The sequence below is a fragment of the Paenibacillus sp. 8b26 genome (genome assembly GCF_050626875.1).
Classification (GTDB): domain Bacteria; phylum Bacillota; class Bacilli; order Paenibacillales; family Paenibacillaceae; genus Paenibacillus.
This window is the reverse complement of record NZ_CP192445.1, coordinates 4,399,731-4,417,314: the sequence shown is the minus strand read 5'-3', so window position 1 is coordinate 4,417,314 and position 17,584 is coordinate 4,399,731. Positions and strand designations below refer to the sequence as shown.

General features: G+C 48.1%; 21 protein-coding genes. 11 read left to right on the top strand and 10 right to left on the bottom strand.

Annotation, left to right across the window (positions count from 1 at the left end):
• Positions 1 to 14: 14 nt before the first annotated feature.
• Together ACQ4MX_RS20550 and ACQ4MX_RS20545 are read right to left on the bottom strand one after the other, a co-directional pair.
• Positions 15 to 1,166, bottom strand: a complete 1,152-nt coding sequence (locus ACQ4MX_RS20550) for a transglutaminase domain-containing protein (RefSeq protein WP_431091373.1) — start codon at positions 1,164 to 1,166, stop codon at positions 15 to 17.
• Between the two features lie 16 nt (positions 1,167 to 1,182).
• Positions 1,183 to 1,668 (bottom strand): hypothetical protein, encoded by a 486-nt coding sequence (locus tag ACQ4MX_RS20545; protein WP_431087039.1) that lies wholly within the window; start codon positions 1,666 to 1,668, stop codon positions 1,183 to 1,185.
• A gap of 213 nt (positions 1,669 to 1,881) precedes the next feature.
• Here ACQ4MX_RS20545 and ACQ4MX_RS20540 point away from each other — a divergent pair, with 213 nt between their 5' ends.
• From ACQ4MX_RS20540 to ACQ4MX_RS20530, 3 genes are all read left to right on the top strand, one after another.
• On the top strand, positions 1,882 to 3,051 hold the full coding sequence (locus ACQ4MX_RS20540; RefSeq protein ID WP_431087038.1) for an MFS transporter: 1,170 nt from the start codon (positions 1,882 to 1,884) through the stop codon (positions 3,049 to 3,051).
• A 146-nt stretch (positions 3,052 to 3,197) separates the two neighbouring features.
• Positions 3,198 to 3,296: a YjcZ family sporulation protein gene (locus ACQ4MX_RS20535; RefSeq protein WP_223264362.1), complete on the top strand. Its 99-nt coding sequence runs from the start codon at positions 3,198 to 3,200 to the stop codon at positions 3,294 to 3,296.
• Between the two features lie 166 nt (positions 3,297 to 3,462).
• Entirely contained in the window at positions 3,463 to 3,804 is a 342-nt protein-coding gene (locus ACQ4MX_RS20530; protein ID WP_431087037.1) for a toprim domain-containing protein, read from the top strand.
• A 117-nt stretch (positions 3,805 to 3,921) separates the two neighbouring features.
• On the opposite strand, the gene cyoE is transcribed toward ACQ4MX_RS20530, so the two are convergent.
• Positions 3,922 to 4,866: a heme o synthase gene (gene cyoE, locus ACQ4MX_RS20525; RefSeq protein ID WP_431087036.1), complete on the bottom strand. Its 945-nt coding sequence runs from the start codon at positions 4,864 to 4,866 to the stop codon at positions 3,922 to 3,924.
• Positions 4,867 to 5,070: 204 nt separating this feature from the next.
• Between cyoE and ACQ4MX_RS20520 the strand changes: the two genes are divergently transcribed.
• Complete coding sequence (locus tag ACQ4MX_RS20520; RefSeq protein ID WP_431087035.1) at positions 5,071 to 6,054, top strand: metal-dependent hydrolase; 984 nt, start codon at positions 5,071 to 5,073, stop codon at positions 6,052 to 6,054.
• Between the two features lie 262 nt (positions 6,055 to 6,316).
• Here the strand turns inward: ACQ4MX_RS20520 and ACQ4MX_RS20515 are convergent, their stop codons facing one another.
• Positions 6,317 to 6,538: an alpha/beta-type small acid-soluble spore protein gene (locus ACQ4MX_RS20515; RefSeq protein WP_134912799.1), complete on the bottom strand. Its 222-nt coding sequence runs from the start codon at positions 6,536 to 6,538 to the stop codon at positions 6,317 to 6,319.
• A gap of 120 nt (positions 6,539 to 6,658) precedes the next feature.
• On the opposite strand from ACQ4MX_RS20515, the gene ACQ4MX_RS20510 reads away from it, so the two are divergent.
• The gene (locus ACQ4MX_RS20510; protein ID WP_014277888.1) at positions 6,659 to 6,826 is read left to right on the top strand and encodes a hypothetical protein; all 168 of its coding nucleotides are present in this window, start codon (positions 6,659 to 6,661) and stop codon (positions 6,824 to 6,826) included.
• A gap of 43 nt (positions 6,827 to 6,869) precedes the next feature.
• On the opposite strand, the gene trpS is transcribed toward ACQ4MX_RS20510, so the two are convergent.
• The gene (gene trpS, locus ACQ4MX_RS20505) at positions 6,870 to 7,859 is read right to left on the bottom strand and encodes a tryptophan--tRNA ligase (protein ID WP_431087034.1); all 990 of its coding nucleotides are present in this window, start codon (positions 7,857 to 7,859) and stop codon (positions 6,870 to 6,872) included.
• A 458-nt stretch (positions 7,860 to 8,317) separates the two neighbouring features.
• Here trpS and ACQ4MX_RS20500 point away from each other — a divergent pair, with 458 nt between their 5' ends.
• Both ACQ4MX_RS20500 and ACQ4MX_RS20495 read left to right on the top strand, forming a co-directional pair.
• Positions 8,318 to 9,283, top strand: a complete 966-nt coding sequence (locus ACQ4MX_RS20500; RefSeq protein ID WP_431087033.1) for an aldose 1-epimerase — start codon at positions 8,318 to 8,320, stop codon at positions 9,281 to 9,283.
• 90 nt (positions 9,284 to 9,373) lie between these two features.
• Entirely contained in the window at positions 9,374 to 9,613 is a 240-nt protein-coding gene (locus ACQ4MX_RS20495) for an alpha/beta-type small acid-soluble spore protein (protein ID WP_044645425.1), read from the top strand.
• A gap of 124 nt (positions 9,614 to 9,737) precedes the next feature.
• Here ACQ4MX_RS20495 and ACQ4MX_RS20490 read toward each other — a convergent pair whose 3' ends face one another.
• The gene (locus tag ACQ4MX_RS20490) at positions 9,738 to 10,139 is read right to left on the bottom strand and encodes an O-methyltransferase (RefSeq protein WP_044645424.1); all 402 of its coding nucleotides are present in this window, start codon (positions 10,137 to 10,139) and stop codon (positions 9,738 to 9,740) included.
• Positions 10,140 to 10,397: 258 nt separating this feature from the next.
• Positions 10,398 to 12,185, bottom strand: a complete 1,788-nt coding sequence (locus tag ACQ4MX_RS20485; RefSeq protein ID WP_149094656.1) for a M3 family oligoendopeptidase — start codon at positions 12,183 to 12,185, stop codon at positions 10,398 to 10,400.
• Positions 12,186 to 12,282: 97 nt separating this feature from the next.
• Here ACQ4MX_RS20485 and ACQ4MX_RS20480 point away from each other — a divergent pair, with 97 nt between their 5' ends.
• Together ACQ4MX_RS20480 and ACQ4MX_RS20475 are read left to right on the top strand one after the other, a co-directional pair.
• On the top strand, positions 12,283 to 12,453 hold the full coding sequence (locus ACQ4MX_RS20480) for a YycC family protein (protein WP_014277894.1): 171 nt from the start codon (positions 12,283 to 12,285) through the stop codon (positions 12,451 to 12,453).
• On the top strand, positions 12,450 to 12,686 hold the full coding sequence (locus ACQ4MX_RS20475) for a hypothetical protein (protein ID WP_082067120.1): 237 nt from the start codon (positions 12,450 to 12,452) through the stop codon (positions 12,684 to 12,686). The genes ACQ4MX_RS20480 and ACQ4MX_RS20475 overlap by 4 nt, the downstream gene beginning before the upstream one ends.
• A gap of 90 nt (positions 12,687 to 12,776) precedes the next feature.
• Here the strand turns inward: ACQ4MX_RS20475 and ACQ4MX_RS20470 are convergent, their stop codons facing one another.
• Together ACQ4MX_RS20470 and ACQ4MX_RS20465 are read right to left on the bottom strand one after the other, a co-directional pair.
• The gene (locus ACQ4MX_RS20470) at positions 12,777 to 13,487 is read right to left on the bottom strand and encodes a DUF2225 domain-containing protein (protein ID WP_187644871.1); all 711 of its coding nucleotides are present in this window, start codon (positions 13,485 to 13,487) and stop codon (positions 12,777 to 12,779) included.
• Positions 13,488 to 13,529: 42 nt separating this feature from the next.
• The gene (locus ACQ4MX_RS20465; protein WP_134912784.1) at positions 13,530 to 13,907 is read right to left on the bottom strand and encodes a globin; all 378 of its coding nucleotides are present in this window, start codon (positions 13,905 to 13,907) and stop codon (positions 13,530 to 13,532) included.
• A 412-nt stretch (positions 13,908 to 14,319) separates the two neighbouring features.
• Between ACQ4MX_RS20465 and ylbJ the strand changes: the two genes are divergently transcribed.
• Together ylbJ and ACQ4MX_RS20455 are read left to right on the top strand one after the other, a co-directional pair.
• Positions 14,320 to 15,657: a sporulation integral membrane protein YlbJ gene (gene ylbJ / locus ACQ4MX_RS20460; RefSeq protein ID WP_431087031.1), complete on the top strand. Its 1,338-nt coding sequence runs from the start codon at positions 14,320 to 14,322 to the stop codon at positions 15,655 to 15,657.
• 66 nt (positions 15,658 to 15,723) lie between these two features.
• On the top strand, positions 15,724 to 16,527 hold the full coding sequence (locus tag ACQ4MX_RS20455) for an NAD kinase (protein ID WP_354451846.1): 804 nt from the start codon (positions 15,724 to 15,726) through the stop codon (positions 16,525 to 16,527).
• Between the two features lie 139 nt (positions 16,528 to 16,666).
• Here the strand turns inward: ACQ4MX_RS20455 and ACQ4MX_RS20450 are convergent, their stop codons facing one another.
• Positions 16,667 to 17,584: a YutD-like domain-containing protein gene (locus ACQ4MX_RS20450; protein ID WP_431087028.1), complete on the bottom strand. Its 918-nt coding sequence runs from the start codon at positions 17,582 to 17,584 to the stop codon at positions 16,667 to 16,669.

The window sequence follows — 17,584 nt, the reverse complement described above, 5'->3', positions numbered from 1 at the left end:
TTTTCCACTCCTTTTTAAATCACTTTATCCTTGATATGTGTCTGGGCAAAACCAGGCGGATTAAACCAGTCTCCACTCTGTGCCCAGGTCGGGTCTAACGGTACCCACTGATTCTGCCCACTCAAGTACACTTCATTCCAGGCATGTGAACCGTAGCCTCCCTGCCCATTGTAGCCAAGCCCGGTCACCACCTTGACCTGAAGCCCCTGAGAGCGAGCCATCACCGCATACAGACGGGCATAGTCAATGCAGACACCCTTGCGTGTATCAAACGTATCTCTGGGCGTCTGCTCATGCCAGTCACCACGCTGCTCATAGGCTTCTACTTTGCCGTAATCATAGCTAATGCGAGTGCCTACCCACTGATACAGCGCTCTGGCTTTTTGCTCATCGCCGCTTGCACCCTCTGTAATCTTGGTCGCGGCCTGCTCAATATCGTTCGGAATATCCCGGTCGATCATTTCATATTTACGCTGCAAAATGCCGTTCAATTCCTTGGTGACGGCCTGCGTAAATACGGGCAGCTTATCCTTAATCAGCGTACCGGATAAAGGTTCAATGACCGATTGCGCCCCTTGTTTATAAATCGGTGAAGCCTGAACATAGCTGCTAAACCCGCTGTCCGGGTATAAACTTACACCTATAAACAGTAACGCTATGACCATCACAGCGCGTGCTCCACCGATAAGGGTACCAATCCCGGCCCCCGCCAGCCTGCTGAAAAAGCCCGATCTCTTTTCCTGCTCACGCAGAGAGGAATCCGATCTGCCACCCACCACCATCACATAAATCGCACGCAGCACAAATTGCGCAACAGCATAGCTGAGCATGAACAAGACGGCAAATCGCAGCAGCGGAAAGCCTTCAAGCCCTGCTACAAGCGTATAATAAAATTGCTCAATTCCGCTCAGTCCCCGCTGCGGCAAATGCTCCATATAAGCGGCCAGCCATTGCTGCACCTTCGGTGAAAGCCACATTGCCAACCCTAATGAGCACAAAATCCCGGCAACGGTCAGTATGCCATCCACAATGAGACCGAATAGCGCACCTACAGATCTGGAAGCTCCTCGCCGCCAGCCCTGTATTAACGACAAAAGAACGATAGCGATCAAAAACACCGTCACGCCATTCCAATGAAGGACAGGCTCCAGCCAGGATGGTTTCATCATGCTCCCCCTGTCTTTACGGCGACTGCGGCGACTGTTGTGTTACAGCCGAGCCTTTCGCACTTTCGATATATTTCTTGACGGTGTCGCTCATGCTCCACTCGCCCAGCGGCATGCCCTGAAACCATACCTTGACCTTATCGCCATCGAACGGACCTTTTACCTCCAGATTGGAGCTGATTACCGAAAATGTACCGTCTCCGTTAGAGGTGTATTTCGCATCCCGTCCTTCCTTGATCATCATGTTCAGGGCCTCGCTCTGAAACTTGTTAATCGCATCATCCTTCGCTTGGGTAACCACCTTACCGACCTGATCAAAGGAAATACCGCTGTAGATCAGCAAGCCCACAACCACCACTATGACAATCAGCCATTTAACAAGGGTTCTCACAACCTTCAATATGACAAGCAATAGGACAAGCCCGATTAATATATACAGCCAGTTATCCTGAACGATCTGCCAATTTTGTTTTAAAAACTCTGTCCAGACGCTCTTATCCATTTCACTACACTCCCGTTTTCAACTGCATCTTTTGAATTGTAAAATCGTCTCTGTAATTATACATGATTACATAACTCCCTGTCAGCTTAGCTCTTTTCCGCCCCTTGTCCGCACAAAAAGGGTCTATGTTCGTCCACTCCAGCGTACAACTTAGAAAGAGCTAATGCCACATAGCAGCATAGAAAGTCCATTTAAGGGAAGGGGGTCATCCACTTGAAAACAGCCCTCTGGCTGTATCTGTTTTTGTTCATCGCTTTTTTTGATCTGCATGCACAATATCCTATTCTGACACCATTCGCCATCTCTCTGGGCGCAGCGCCCACCTTTATCGGCTGGATGCTGGGCATATACTCCCTGACTCATCTGCCCGGTAACTTAATGGCGGGGCCAAGAGTAGATAAACACGGCAGCCGCCGATATATTATGTTCAGCCTGACAGCCGCAGGGATCATCCTGATCATTCAGGCATACATTCATACGCCATGGGAGCTGCTTTTTTTACGTGCCATCAGCGGCTTTGTGCTGGCCTTTTTGTCCCCTGCTTGCATGACTATGCTGGCGCAGCTATCCGATCATCCGGTTACGCAGGGCAAATATATGTCAGGACATGGCGTCGTTCACACGTTGGCCTCCGTCCTGTCTCCAGCGGCAGGCGCGTTCATCGTAGCCAGCTTTGGGTTTAGCGAAACCTTCCGTTCTCTGGGCATCATTCTCGTGGTCACAGGACTGATGGCTTATTTTACCTTGCCTAAAAAGGTACCTGCTCTCCAGGCTCAACTGTCTGATGGGCAAGTAGCACCCGCTTCATTGACCGGAGCGCAGCCGCTTTTACCATTCAATTGGCGCTACCTGCTTGTGCCTTTTGTTTTGGCGTGCGCACAAGGCATTTTATTTTATGAAATCCCGTTACGCAACAATGGCACTGCGTCCATGATGTCCACGGGACTGCTCTTTTCCATTATCAGTCTGGGAGCGCTCTGTACACTCAGTCTGCTTTTTCTGAACAAGTATTCACCCATGATCCGGCTGATTTGCGGCATCATACTGATGTCTCTGAGCTTCTATGCTCTTGCCACCTTACCCGAATCCGTGATTGGAGTCGTACTCTTTATACTCGGAACAGCCAAAGGCATTACGTTTCCAGCCTTGGCCTCACTCTTTATACGGCTTGGAGGAGAAAGGTTGGGCAAAACCTTTGCACTGCAATCCATTGCCACGTCTATCGGCTCCTTTGCCGGACCAGTGCTTGCCGGGCAGCTCCCTGTTCATTTTTCACCTTTTTTTATCGCTTTTCTGATTTTAATGACCGGCTTGCTGTTCATTCCCATTCAGCGGTTATTCCCGACACCGCCGCTGTCTGCCCCAGGGCCGTATCATTCCTAGATCGCTTGAGATGCTCCCCCCTTTAACGCCCAAAGTACCTTACAAGAAGGCGAATGCACAGTACCTAAAGCCCTTATCAACATAGACTGGTTTGACTGAACATTTATGTATGAAGGGAGGTGCATTCTGTGAGCCACTGTCATCCTGTGAGCCCTGTTTCTTGTGGTGGATTTGGGACTTCGACTGGCATCATTCTCGTTCTTTATATTCTGCTCGTCATTATTCTCCGTACTTGCTGGATTTAATGTCTGAATTGCCCTAACATGCCGCCCCTGTACCCATGCCTGCCACTTCTGGCAGGCTGTTTTGTTGCTTTTTTGCATGAGAACCCTGTTTGGAGCTACACTATACACATATTCTTTCATTTCCCGGGGAATTTCGAGCACAGGCTTTAAGCAGGGGGTGAGTAAGATGACGATTACCGTTATCGTTGAAGGGAAAAATGACCGCAGTAAACTTCGTCGTTTACTTGATCCCGAGGTTCATATTTTATGCACCTTCGGTACGCTAAACTCAGTAAAACTGGAATCCCTCCGCAAGAAGGCCAAGCATGACGAAATATACTTGTTTATGGACAATGACAGCTCAGGCAAAAAAATACGTGGTGTGCTTGCCGACTCTTTTCCAGATGCTCATCATATATATACCCGCAAAGGATACGCAGGAGTCGAAGGCACACCAGATGAATATGTGATCGCCCAATTGGAAAAGGCAGGATTGGAAGAGTATATTTTATACCCGCCTGTTCTATAGTTATGAGAACCCTAGTCATGAAAACCATTCACAAAAAAAACTGTCCGCCAGGCCCCTTTATGCCTGATGGACAGCTAAATGTTACACGTAACAAATTTCATTAAAAATGTCTTGGTCTTAGAACTTGTGAACCGTATCCACGATCATCAGCAGAAAGCTGAGCGTCAGATGGTTAATGGAAAAGAAAAATACTTTTTTAGCCCATGAATCCGTCTCTTCTTCTTTAATGGTGAAACCTTTAAAGGCATAAAATGCCCAGACCACTGACAGTAGCACGGAAACAATCATGAAAATCATGCCAGCATAACCATAAGCATACATCAGGATCGGTACCGGAATCAGCAGCACGATATAAGGAATCATTTGAATTTTAGTACGCTGAATGCCTTTCACGACAGGCAACAACGGAAATCCTGCTGCGCGGTATTCTTCGACCCTGCGGATTGCAAGTGCCCAAAAATGAGGCGGCTGCCATAGGAACAAAAGAGCGAATAAGAGCCATGCGCCCATATCAATACGACCCGAAGCGGCCACATAGCCGATCACAGGAGGCATTGCGCCCGAAATACCGCCAATGGATGTACTCCATGTAGATGAGCGTTTCAGCCAAAGCGTGTAAATACCGACGTATACGAACATACCAAGTATACCGAGTAATCCTGCCTTGATACCAGAGAAAGAGAACAAAACAGTCAACCCGACAACACCCAAAATAATAGCGTATGACAACACCGTTGTGGGAGTCAAACGCCCTGTTGGCAGTGAGCGATTGCGTGTACGCTCCATTTTCAAATCCAGTTCACGATCAAAATAGTTATTAAAAACACAAGAAGACGCCATAACCAGCATTGTACCTACCAAGGTCAGAATCAGCTTTATATAGTCAACGTCCCATTGTGAAGCCAACCAAAAACCGCCAAATGCCGCAACCAGATTGGTGCGCAGAATACCTGGCTTGGTGACCGTTATAAAATCTTTCCATGTCCCAGCCTTACCAGGTGGTTTGGATTTAACCGAATAGGTAGTCGTATCTGAAGTAGCCTTATAACTAATATTATCCACTGTGAGTAACTCCCCCTTTGAGATGTATGAATTCGGGAGTAAGTTGAACTCCGATATAAATTTTATCATATAGTACCCGTAAAAAGTTTGACAGAAAACGCACAAAACGTTCACAATTTCGATGACGAATCGACCCTGCTGATCGTTTACAGTAAATTTGGGTAGTAATAAGTACAGGATTTAATACAAAAAGGAGCGACAGATATGGATACAGCCACACACTTTGTCATGGGGATCGGATTGGCCGGGCTGGCCTACACCGATCCTGCCGTCGCCGCAGATCCAAAGTTGGCGGCAGTCATACTGCTGGCCACGGTCGTAGGGTCACAGGCACCGGATTTTGACACCTTGCTGCGATTAAAAAACAATGCAGCCTACATCCGCAATCATCGTGGACTGTCGCACTCCATCCCCTTCTGGTTGATATGGATTTTGTCCATCACGGGATTAATTGGCCTTATATTCAGGGATGTACCTATCGAACATGTCGCCTTGTGGGTCACGATTGCTGTCTGCCTGCACGTATTTGTAGATTTGTTCAATACGTACGGGACACAGGCATTTCGACCGTTTACGCCCAAATGGATATCATGGAATATTATTCACATCTTTGATCCCTTTATATTCGGCACCCATGTTGCTGCTATTCTACTGTGGGTCACTGGACTGGTTTTACCAGCTCCCTTATTTATTACGTTGTACATCATTACAGGCCTGTACTATATTTGGCGTACCTGGAGTCATTTCCGTACCAGAAATGCGGTACGAGATATGGACAACGAGCGTCAGCCGGACGATATATATTATATCATTCCCACAGTTTCATGGAACCGGTGGCATGTGGTAAAAGCTCATCAGAATGGAAGTTATGACATTGGTGGACTGAACGGGAAGCATCTTTTTTGGACAAAACATGCGGTTCCGTCCACACATCCGGCCGTAGAAGCATCCAAATCCTACCGTGATGTGCAAGCATTCCGCTATTTTTCTTCCTTTGCTGTTGCGGAAGTGGAAGAGCTGGAATGGGGCTACATTGTTCGTTGGGCGGATGTTCGGTATCGGCACCGGAGACAATATCCGTTCGTGGCCGTGGTCGCCATGGATAAGCAGTTTGGACTGATCAACAGCTATATCGGCTGGCTTAGCCATGAAAAGATGCAGAAACGCCTCTCCCTGCATACGAATTAAAAAAGCATATTTGCAAGCAACGCAAACGACAAAAAACAGCAAGTCTCCCCTGACCCCCGGAGCTTGCTGTTTTTTGTCGTTCATATAAAAATCCATCCCTCCATGAAATATCTACATGAAAGCGCCCTCTTGACGAAGCGGACCGGTGTGATTCACAATGGTCATAAGCCATGCACGCAAAAAATCCGGAGCATGATTGCTCCGGATTTTCTTCATCACAGTTGCTCATAATACAGCTTCCAAGATGGAGGGTTTATGTGTATTACTGCAAACGGCCACTGCCCGACAAGGATTGCTCTGCTTGTTGGACGAGCTTTTTCGTGATGTATCCCCCGAGAGAACCTGTTTCGCGGGAAACGACGTTTCCGAAGTAACCGTCTTGAGGGATTGTGATGCCGAGTTCTTGAGCGGCCTCATATTTTAATTGTTGTAAAGCGGCGTTGGCCTGCGGTACTTGCAGGTTGTTTGAACGACGTCTGCTCATATTTGAATCTCCTTTCAGTTCTTTGTGAGTGAGGTTCATTGCAAGCTTGCAAGATTATTATGGCTCGCTTACACCTGCTTATTCCTAAAATTCAACATTCGAACGCTGGAGGTTTTTCCCATGAGCAAAGGTCTATCATTGTGGTTCGCCGTTTCATCCATTGTCCTGCTGACGGCAGCCGCCATATCCATCAGTTATTCCGCTTGGCTTGCCATTTTACTGGGCCTTCTCTCTGTCGGCAACATCGGCTGGGGCTTTGTTATCAAGGCCAAACAACGTCGCTCCTGAGACATTCACACTGTCAAAAGCCTGATTGCGTTGGCCTGCGTTCTTAGCGCTTGCGGGGCAGAAACCCCATACGTTCTTTGACCGCAGCCAGCGTGATTTCAGCCGCTTCTTGCGCCCGCTCTGCGGATTGGCCCAAAATGCGTCCAATTTCACCGGACTCCCGAATGTCACGATAACGCTGTTGAATAGGCTCCAGGGTGGCTACAACCGCCTCTGCCAGCTCTTTTTTGAACGTACCGTACATTTGACCTTCATAACGATTCTGCACTTCCTGAAGCGACAGACCCGTACATTGGCTGTAAATTCCCATCAGATTGCTGATCTCCGGTTTGCCTGCCGGATCATATTTAACCTCACTGCCAGAATCAGTGGTAGCGCGACTGATTTTCTTGCGAATGACTTTCGGTTCATCCAGCAGAGCAATATAGCTGCCCGCATTCGGATTGCTTTTGCTCATTTTTTTGGAGGCATCATCCAATGACATAATTCGTGCGCCCACCTCAGGGATATACGGCTCGGGAACAGTGAAATAATCTCCATAACGATGATTGAAACGACCTGCCAAATCGCGCGTCAGCTCCAGATGCTGCTTCTGATCGTCACCTACAGGAACCAAATCCGCATTGTAAAGCAAAATGTCAGCTGCCATCAGCGCTGGATATACGAACAATCCCGCACCTACCGAGTCCTTACCCTCCGATTTGTCCTTGAACTGGGTCATACGTTCCAGCTCGCCCATATTGGTCAGGGTTGTCATCAACCATCCCAGCTCCGCATGCTGAGGTACATGTGACTGTAAAAAGACGTTGGATTGCTCGGGGTTAATACCTGCTGCAATAAATAATGCCGCCACGGCCTCCGACTGTTCACGCAATTGAGCCGGTTCCTGGGGCACCGTAATGGCATGAAGGTCTACGACCATAAAGTAACAGCGATGATCCTCTTGCAACTTGACAAAGTTTTTTATTGCACCAATATAATTGCCTAAAGTAAGCTGTCCGCTGGGCTGAATGCCTGAAAGCACCGTTTTCATATTCATCATTCCTCCTGAGATTTATTTAAATAATTGAACGCAAAAAGGCCCCGCATCCTCAAGGGACGCGAGACCGTGGTACCACCCTTATTCATTGCCTTCAGCCTGTTACTTGTCGGAGTCATGCTCCGTGGCTGCTTGCAATCTTATAGCTCCGTTAACGGGGAGCAATCGGCCGTCATACTGAGGAAGAATGCTTCCTGTTCTGTGCGGCACTCCAAGGTCCATTCAGCAGTGCAGGCTCACCGGTTCGCATCTACCACCGGCTTTCTGAAGAGCGTATGCGAAGGCTTACTTGTCCTTATCATCGCGTTATTCATGTCATTACATTGTAAACTACATTTATGATAATTCCGCATCCTGTTATTGTCAAATGTCGATTGTGCCCTGCGGTCGAAAATCTGTTATCATAATGACACGAAGCTTCAACCGATTATAGTGGACAAAGGAGCATGGATATGAAACAAGTGACCAAAGAACATTGGAATGGTTACGACACGTATGTTTTACATAGCCCTGAGCTGGAAGTTACGATGATCCCCCGTCTCGGGAATAATATTATCTCGGTGCGTGATCTGAAGCTGGATCGGGATATCGTACGGCGTCCTGGCGAGGAAGAACTGGCCTTTTATTTGCAAAAGCCGTATCATTTTGGCTTGCCGATTCTGATCCCTCCCGGCCGAATCCGCAAAGGACAATTCGAGTTTGACGGTGTTCCCTATCAGTTTGATCGGAATACGGCCAACGACAATCATATACATGGGCTGCATCGTAATCAATCCTGGCGTTGCAGTGATATTGAAGAAGATGAGGAAGGTTGCAGCGTGACCACCGAGCTGTTGACGGAAAGTGATCCGCACTGGATGGAGCAGTTTCCTATTCCCCTACGGCTGGAGATGACTTACCGCTTGCAGGGGCCTGTATTGAGTCAAACGCTGCGTGTAACGAATCTGGGTGACAAAGCAGCCCCATTCGGCTTGGGATATCACACCTGGTTTATGGTAGACGGAGAGCCTGAACGCTGGCGCCTGAAGCTGCCTGTGAACGGGGTATATGAGCAAGACGCTGAACAGCTCCCAACAGGTACAATTACCCCTTTGAATGACTTGGAGCTGCTCTCTACGGGACTTTCCCTGAAAGGAACGAATCTGGATACGCTGCTGCGAGCATCGGAAGGGCCTGCTGAGGCCCTGTTGACCCGTGATGACGGTTATCAGATTCGCTACACGGCGGATGAACAATACTTTAAGTATTGGGTGTTGTATACCAAGGGTGAATGCGATCAGTATCTTTGCATCGAGCCTTATACCTGGCTGTCTGATGCACCCAATTTACACGATCCTGTGGGGACAGGCGGACTGATTCGTCTGGAGCCTCAGCAATCCATTAACCTGAAAACTCAGATTCATATGATATATCCGTAATTTCCCTCTATTCATTTTCCTTCCTTCGGCGCATATTTTCATAACTCTGTCGCATAATAACCTCATCACAGCCGAAGGAGGTGACTACACATGGCTAATGGAGCTAATCAAGGCAGAGGACGCCGCAGTAACAACCTGGTCGTTCCTCAAGCCACCAACGCACTGCAACAATTGAAATATGAAGCAGCACAAGAACTGGGCATCACCATTCCGGCAGACGGTTATTATGGTGACATGCCATCCCGTGAGGCTGGTTCTCTGGGAGGTTATATCACTAAACGCTTGGTACAGCTGGCCGAACAGCAATTATCAGGACGTTCAGGTCAATAAGCGTCATTATTCCACATGTTGCATTCCATTCATCGCATTTAGCCAAAATGCGGTAGGGCGGGCATATAACAAAGGCGGTCTTCCCCAGGAAGGCCGCCCTTTCTTTACCCTTTTCTATGGATGACTATTCCGATTTAGCCGCTCGGTATGTAGGCTTGTTATAACGGATCATGAGATTCGCCATGTTATAGTTCGATTCCAGCGTAGCATCCACCAGAATGGTTCCCTGTCTGACGGCAAAATCGAAAGCAATTTCGCCATGAGTCCAACTTCGCTTGTGATTTAGTGTATCCAGCGCCATACGACGGAAGTCCGCCCGATGATCTACAGACAGTCCCGGCTCCACCGCTCCAAATGTACCTCCTTTGCCTGCAATCGGATTATGACGGATACCAAATTTCCCAACCACGTTGTTACGTATTTGTACAAATACAGTTCCTGACGACAAACCCGCCAGTTCATCATCCAGTTCTTTAAAAACGATATCCATCTGCCTTGCTAACGACAATTGACCTACTTCATCCATTAAAAAATCCCCCTATATACCTGTTTCAAAACCATTAATAGGTCTTATGACTCAATTATATGCGAAACTTTTTAACGTTACAATCATAAACAACATAAATGGGCATTTATAACTAATTTCTAAGTATATCCATCAATTTAAATTTCGCCAACAGGTAATACCAACGCTTATTCGACACATTACGACTTTATTCCTCATCTTCTGCAAGAATCGCAAAAAAGGCCCCCTTCGTGGGAGACCTGATTTGGAGTATATCCGTTATTCCGTCATTTGCAAAAATTGCTCAATATCCTGAATGGTGACTTGCGCGGCATTACGCCAGAAGTCTGCCTGTGTTAAATCGGTTCCCAGATGCTTGGAGGCCAACTCTTCCACCGTCATGCGACCTGTATCACGCAACAAAGCATCATATTGATCGGCAAAGCCGTCGGCATTTTTCTTCGCAAAAGCGTAAATCCCGGCACTGAACATGTACCCAAATGTATATGGGAAGTTATAGAATGGAGTATTCGTAATATAGAAATGCAGCTTGGAGGCCCAAAAATGAGGATGAGCCTCATCCAAAACACCGCTGAACGCTTCACGCTGTGCTTGCTCCATCAATTCGCCCAGTTGATGTGCTCCTACGACCCCTTTTTTCCGCAGCTCGTAAAAACGGGTTTCAAACAGGAAGCGGGCATGGATATTCATGAAAAAGGCTACGCCGCGCTGAATTTTATCCTCCAGCAATGCTACCTTCTCCTGACCCTCGGCAGCCTCCAGCAAAGCATCCGATACAATTAGTTCTGCCAGCGTGGAAGCCGTCTCGGCTACATTCATCGCATAATTTTGATTCAATGGATGCATTTCATTCATCACATGCTGATGATAACCGTGTCCAAGCTCATGGGCCAGTGTCGAAACGTTGGAAGGCGATCCGGCATAGGTCATGAAAATACGGGTCTCTTTGCTAAGACGTAGGGAAGTACAGAATCCACCAGGACGTTTCCCCGGACGATCCTCTGCTTCGATCCAACTTTTCTCAAAAGCCATTTGAGCAAAATCAGCCATTCTTGGACTGAATTTACCGAATTGCTCAACAATGGTGACGGCTGCATCGTCGTATGGGATTTTAGTAGTAGACGTTCCCAGCGGGGCTTCAACGTCATGCCAAGACAGTTTCTCCAAGCCCAGCAGCTTCGCCTTCCGCTCGAGATATTTAACCAGTACAGGTTTCGTTTCGTTAATGACCTGCCACATCGTATCCAGTGTCTGTGCCGACATGCGGCTGATTTCCAGCGGCTCCTTGAGAACATCCGTCCAGCCCCGGTTTTCATACAGCTTGAGGCGAAAGCCAGCCAGATGGTTCAGCGTATCCGCACAATAGTCCTCCACCTTGGTCCATGCTTCTTCCCAACGTGTGAACACTTCTTGACGCACACTACGATCTGGTTCATCCAGCTTGTTGGCAGCCTGTCCTACGGACAGATTTACGATTTCTCCATTCTCAGGAACAGGGATAGTCATATTTTTGACAATCGTGTCATAAAAATCCCCCCAACCGTGGTAGCCGTCCACAGCCAAATCCAATGCGAGACTTTCCAGCTCAGGTGCCATTTTCTCACGAGCTTCGTTCCGGTATTCATTCAGGACAAAAGAGATCGGCTTAATCGCTTCCCGGTCCATCCACTTCTGCCAAATGTCTTCACTCGTTTGTGCCAGCAGGTTTTGGAAGGATACCAAAGTACTTTTCCCCTGTGCATACAGCGTATTTATGCGTGCGCCCAGTTCAACAGCCTGCTTGTCATGTTGGTTTTGAGCAGTTAGACAGGAAACAAAAGAACCAGCTTGCGATGCTCCGTTAAACAGCTCCTGTATAGCATTCAGCACACTATCCAGACGCTCGGTATCCAATACCGTTTGCGGTACTTTGGCTGATTTAAGCTGAGACTGCAATTGTTGAACCTTGCTCTCCAACTCCTCCAAAAATGCTTTAAATGAGGGAGAGGAAGACCCTCCACTAAATATGGATTCCAAATCCCATGTTTGCTTCAATGGTGTTTTCATAGCAGTTCCACCTTTCTTTTTGGCGAATTCATGTGGTTTCATATACAATAAAGCTACATCGTGATGGTAAAATCACTACAATTAGGAGGAATACAGGATGAGACCTTTACAAATTTCGCCGGAAACGGCTGTGAAATTATCCGAAAAGCTCGGCATTCCGCTGGAACATCTCATGCATACACCCCAGCATATTCTGATGCAAAAGCTGGCCGAACTGGCCAAAGAAGAAACCGCTGACCCGAACGGCGGTGAATCGGACAAATCATGATTCCTTTTCACAAAACCTGGCCTTATGACATTGTCATGGGAGACGTTTATGTACAATATTGTCCGTTTTGCGACCATGAGAACGTCCTGCTACCCCTAAAGCCCAAAGAGCTTAAGCTCATACATGAAGGGATGAAAAAGCTGCTTGTGTTTCCATGCTGCCACAGCAGGATTACTTTGGTAGATTGTGACAACGATTATTTGCTGTCAGATACCACCCTGCGCCATCATTAATTCATGAGGAAATTTAGAGAAAGGTAGCCGTTGTTGATAAACAAGGTGTGAACCATGAGCCTGAACCGGCCATAGTACACACCTTTTTTATCAGGAGGTGCTTGCGTTCTGCATTTCCTCCGGCAACTGAATATCCTTAGCGAGCATTTGCTCTCTCAATACAGCCCATTGTTCACGGGAAGCCCGGATCATAGCCGCATCCATAATATTCTTGTCATTAATGACACGTGAAAACCAGCGTACCGCTTCGTTAAAGTTGCCTGTACGTCGATGCAATTCTCCAATCAGATAGAGAAGCTTGGCATTATTCGCTCCGACACCCTCCAGCTCATAGACCCGAATATAGGAGTCCAGACTAAACTTTAGAAACCGAAGCTCCTGCTCCTCGTCCCCCTGGTATCGGTACATCCACGCGATATGCTGTAACAGACTGGCTATCACCCGTTCCTTTTCCCCGATGACCTGCGCACACAGTAAACCCAGCTTATACGTTTCCAACGCCTCTTCCCAGTTGCGATGTCCGTCATATTCGCGGGATTGCCACCGATTACCAATTTTGTCCTTAAACAGCTTGTTCTGCTGATCGCTTAACTGAACGGTAGAATGCTCTGTCGAGGTAAATCCGCAATGAGGACAAACCCGTACGACATAAAAATCGGGATTTTCATTCTTGTAATACGCGCAGAAGTCTGAATCCGTACGAATTGCCTTCTTTAGGCTCGGTCTGACACGAGATGTCTGAAATTCTTCTTCACAAAGCGGACAAGAGATTTTAATCTGATATAACGGTTCAATTTCCAATGTTTTTACAACCCTCTCCAAAATTCGGCAATCCCCGCAAGCTTACGGGGTATTTACAAAATGATGCGCAGGACCGGACAAACGATTAAGTATAAATGAACGAAGCGGCTCCTCAATGCCCGCATCCGTTAACGCACCCGCCATACAGGACAGCCACGCCTCTGCTCGTTCTTCCGTTACGGGAAACTTCATATGCCGGGCACGTAACATCGGGTGACCATAAGCATCTGAAAACAGGGACGGTCCGCCAAAAAACTGGCTCAGGAACATATACTGTCTTTCCTTCACCGACTCTATGCCTTCAGGAAACAGCGGACTTAACAACGGATCTTTATAAACTCTTGGGTAGAAGGCCTCAATAATAGCACGAACACCCTCCGCACCCCCAAGATTGTCATAAATGCTCAGGCTAGGATTCACTTTTCCCCCAACTTTCTGTGCTATGGTAATAAATATACACCCGTATTATAACAAAAAACAAAAAATGACGCTAAGAATAAGCGTCATTTCATCATTTCACGTATGAAGACAAGCTTGCACGACTTGCAAACAGCCTGCCATTCTACAAATACAGCTAATAACTCCGCCAATCCTCTTCACCGGGATGGACGAGAGAGGCACGAATGACATACACAAAAGCACACACGAGTAGACCGGCAACGATGCTCATCCTGATCACTCCATCCTTAAGGTTATGGATCGTTGTTTTTTTAATTTTAACATAATCTTTACAAAAATACAGCACTTCATGCAAACGCTTTCTTGTTTTTTTGGTACTCTTTGTCCATCCTCGTCATAGGAATAGTAGTAGAACTCCAAAGGAGGGGCCTCTATGCCGCTGTACCGTCGTTACTCGCTCCCTTTGCTCATTCTTATGCTGCTATTCCTATTTATACTTATGGCGGCGCACCCGCAATCTTCTCTAAATGCCGGACTTCGTGGTCTGGCCATTTGGTGGGACGTGCTGTTCCCGTCCTTATTCCCGTTTTTCGTTATTTCCGAGCTGCTGCTCGGTTTTGGCATCGTCCATTTTATAGGTGCGCTGCTGGACCCGCTCATGCAACCTTTGTTCCGTGTGCCCGGTTGTGGAGGCTTTGTCGCCGCTGTCAGTTGTGCATCAGGCTACCCGATTGGAGCCAAATTAACGGCCAAGCTGTGGGAGCAAAAATGGATCACCCGCATCGAAGGAGAACGGCTGGTCGCCTTTACAACCTCCTCTGATCCCATATTCCTGATCGGTGCCGTTTCCGTCGGGTTCTTCCATCAGCCTGAAATTGCGGTCGTGCTGGGTGCTGCCCATTATGGTGGCGTGCTGATCATCGGCCTGCTCATGCGCTTCCACGGTTCCGGTTCGGGGAACGCTGATACTCACGGCAAGCGTCCCCAGTCTGCTGCAACCGAAGCAGGCGGCCACACCGGGCAGCCTACACCAACATCCCTCACTGTCACTCCAAATGCCAAGTCAGACACGTCCTCTGTTCAGCAACGCGGACGACTGCGCCAAGCGATATATGCCATGCATACAGCGCGCCTGGAAGATGGCCGTCCATTTGGCGAGTTGCTGCGTCAAGCTATTGCTTCCTCCCTCCGTCTTATTATTGTCGTAGGAGGACTGGTTGTATTCTTCTGCGTCATTCTGGAAGCTTTAACGAACTCCGGTTTAATGAGCGGGCTTCGCCTGCTTACAGCAAGCTTATTGTCCGCCTGCGGCCTTCCTCCTACGTTAACAGATTCCATTGTAGGCGGTATCTTCGAAGTCACTTTAGGGGCACAAGCCGCTGGTGAAGCCACAGGAGCTGCTTTACCGTTCAAGGTAGCCGCAGCAGCCTTTGTTCTCTCCTGGGGCGGACTATCGGTTCATGCGCAGGTCGCGAGTATTTTGAATACAACGAATCTCCGGTACCTGCCTTTTTTGCTAGCCCGCGCTGCGCACGGCATCATCTCTGCTCTGCTGGCTCTCGTGCTATGGCGTCCGCTCATGGGACAGGGAAGCTCGCCAGTCTTTTCTCCGATACACGATATCACCTGGTCTCCCGGCTTCTCATCCACTGTGTTGTGGCAAAGCCTGCTATTCCTCACTTGTCTGCTGATAGCCATGCTCTGTCTCTCTTGGTTGAGTGCAGGCACAAGCCGCTTATTCGCACGTCTAAGGGGAGCGTCCAGGCAATGAACGATTGTGTTCTTGCTCATAATTGATTATGATCGGTATATACCCATGACAAAGGAGCTTTTCATCTTGAGATATTATGTTCTGGATCGCGGGGATCAGCACTCCATGGACTTGAGTCAGCAGTTTCACCGTCTTGCCCAAGAAAAGAATTTCAAGCTGGATGCCGAATCGCCGGAAATCGTCGTGTCAATTGGAGGCGACGGTACTATGCTTCATGCGTTTCATACCTTCATCGACCGACTTTCGGATATAGCCTTTGTTGGTGTACATACCGGTCATCTGGGCTTTTATGCCGATTGGCGTGCGGACGAGCTAGAGGAGCTAATCCACCTGATGAGCCAAAGCGGATCTGAGGGACCCCTTAAACCGAGAATTGTCAAGTATCCATTGATCGAGCTGGAGATTCACAAGAAGTCGGGAAATGCTTCTTTTATTGCGTTGAATGAATTTACGTTAAAAGGGGTCGATGGTACGGTCGTTGCACAAGTGGATATTAACGATGTCACGTTCGAAATGTTCCGTGGAGACGGAATATGCGTTTCTACCCCTTCAGGTACGACTGCCTATAACAAAGCACTCGGCGGAGCTATGGTTCACCCCACCATTGAAGCGTTGCAATTAACCGAGATTGCCTCCATTAACAACCGGGTGTATCGGACACTTGGATCGCCATTGCTGCTGCCCAAGCACCATCATTGTGATATTTTTTCGAGAAAAGATCAGCGTCTTCTGCTGACGGTAGATCATCTGAACTTCCCTGTGGATGATTTGATTTCCGTTCGCTGTCAGGTTTCCAGTCACAAAATCAGCTTCGCTCGTTATCGTCCCTTTCCATTTTGGGATCGGGTACGCAATGCTTTTCTTAATTAGGCAAGCTGCTTTGAAATACACATAGAACTGAAAAGCACTAGTACATGCAAAAGAGCCGATCTTGGCTCTTTTTTGTATGATAGAGCCAACTCAATCCACGGTTGATCCTTTTGCCATAAATAAAAACGGCTCCTGAAATTCAGGAACCGTTTTGTTGTGGAGCGGTAAATGTTTTATTCTTTTTGCTTCCCTCAGCTCTTTCGGCTTTGGCAGCAGGCTGCGCCTGAGGCTGGCCTCCGGAATCACGTGAGACGCGGACTTGCCGTCCCTCCCGGTTTTCCTTCGGTTGACGCTCATAGCGTGGGCCACGGGATTCCTTTTTATCGAAATTCCCTTGCTGATTGCGCTGTTTCCGTGGTTCCCGGGCTTGCTGTCCTTCACCGGAAATTCGCCCGTCCTTCGCCTCACGCGGTTCTCTCGGCGGGCGCGAATCACGTGCTTCCCGTGGCTCACGCTGCCGATTTCCTTCACGCCCTTCTCTGGGCGGACGGTTTTCACGGAATTCCCGTGGCTGTCGCTCACGCGGTTCCTGGACTTCCCTTGGTTCCCGTCGTTGCAACTCCCGAATTTCCTGAGCTTCACGCGGCTGCTCCACTCGCAGCTCCTCGGCTTCCCTGGACTCGCGACTTGGCTCCGGCCACTCCCGTTCTTCTCCGTCTGCGCGTTGCAGCACTTCTTGCGGCTCTCCGGTTTCTACCGTTTCCGTTGGTTCCGCTTGAGATTCTTCCAACTGTTGATGATCCGGCGTAACGGATTCATCATTGTTTTCAATCTTACTGATCACTTCGCGGCTCTTAAGCAGCACAAAATAAGCACAACCGAAATTACAATATTCATTAATGTAATCGTCCAGTACTGCTATGGATGTATCTTTGTTGGCCTTAGGATGCCCGTCACGGTAAAAACCCTTTAGACGTAGCTGATTGTAACCCCAATCACCAATAATATAATCATAGCGCTCCAGCACTTCACTATACCGGTCACGAAAAGCTTCGGGATTCCACCCGTTCTTGTGATCCTGCAACACTTCATAGTTTTTACCACCGATATGAAACAA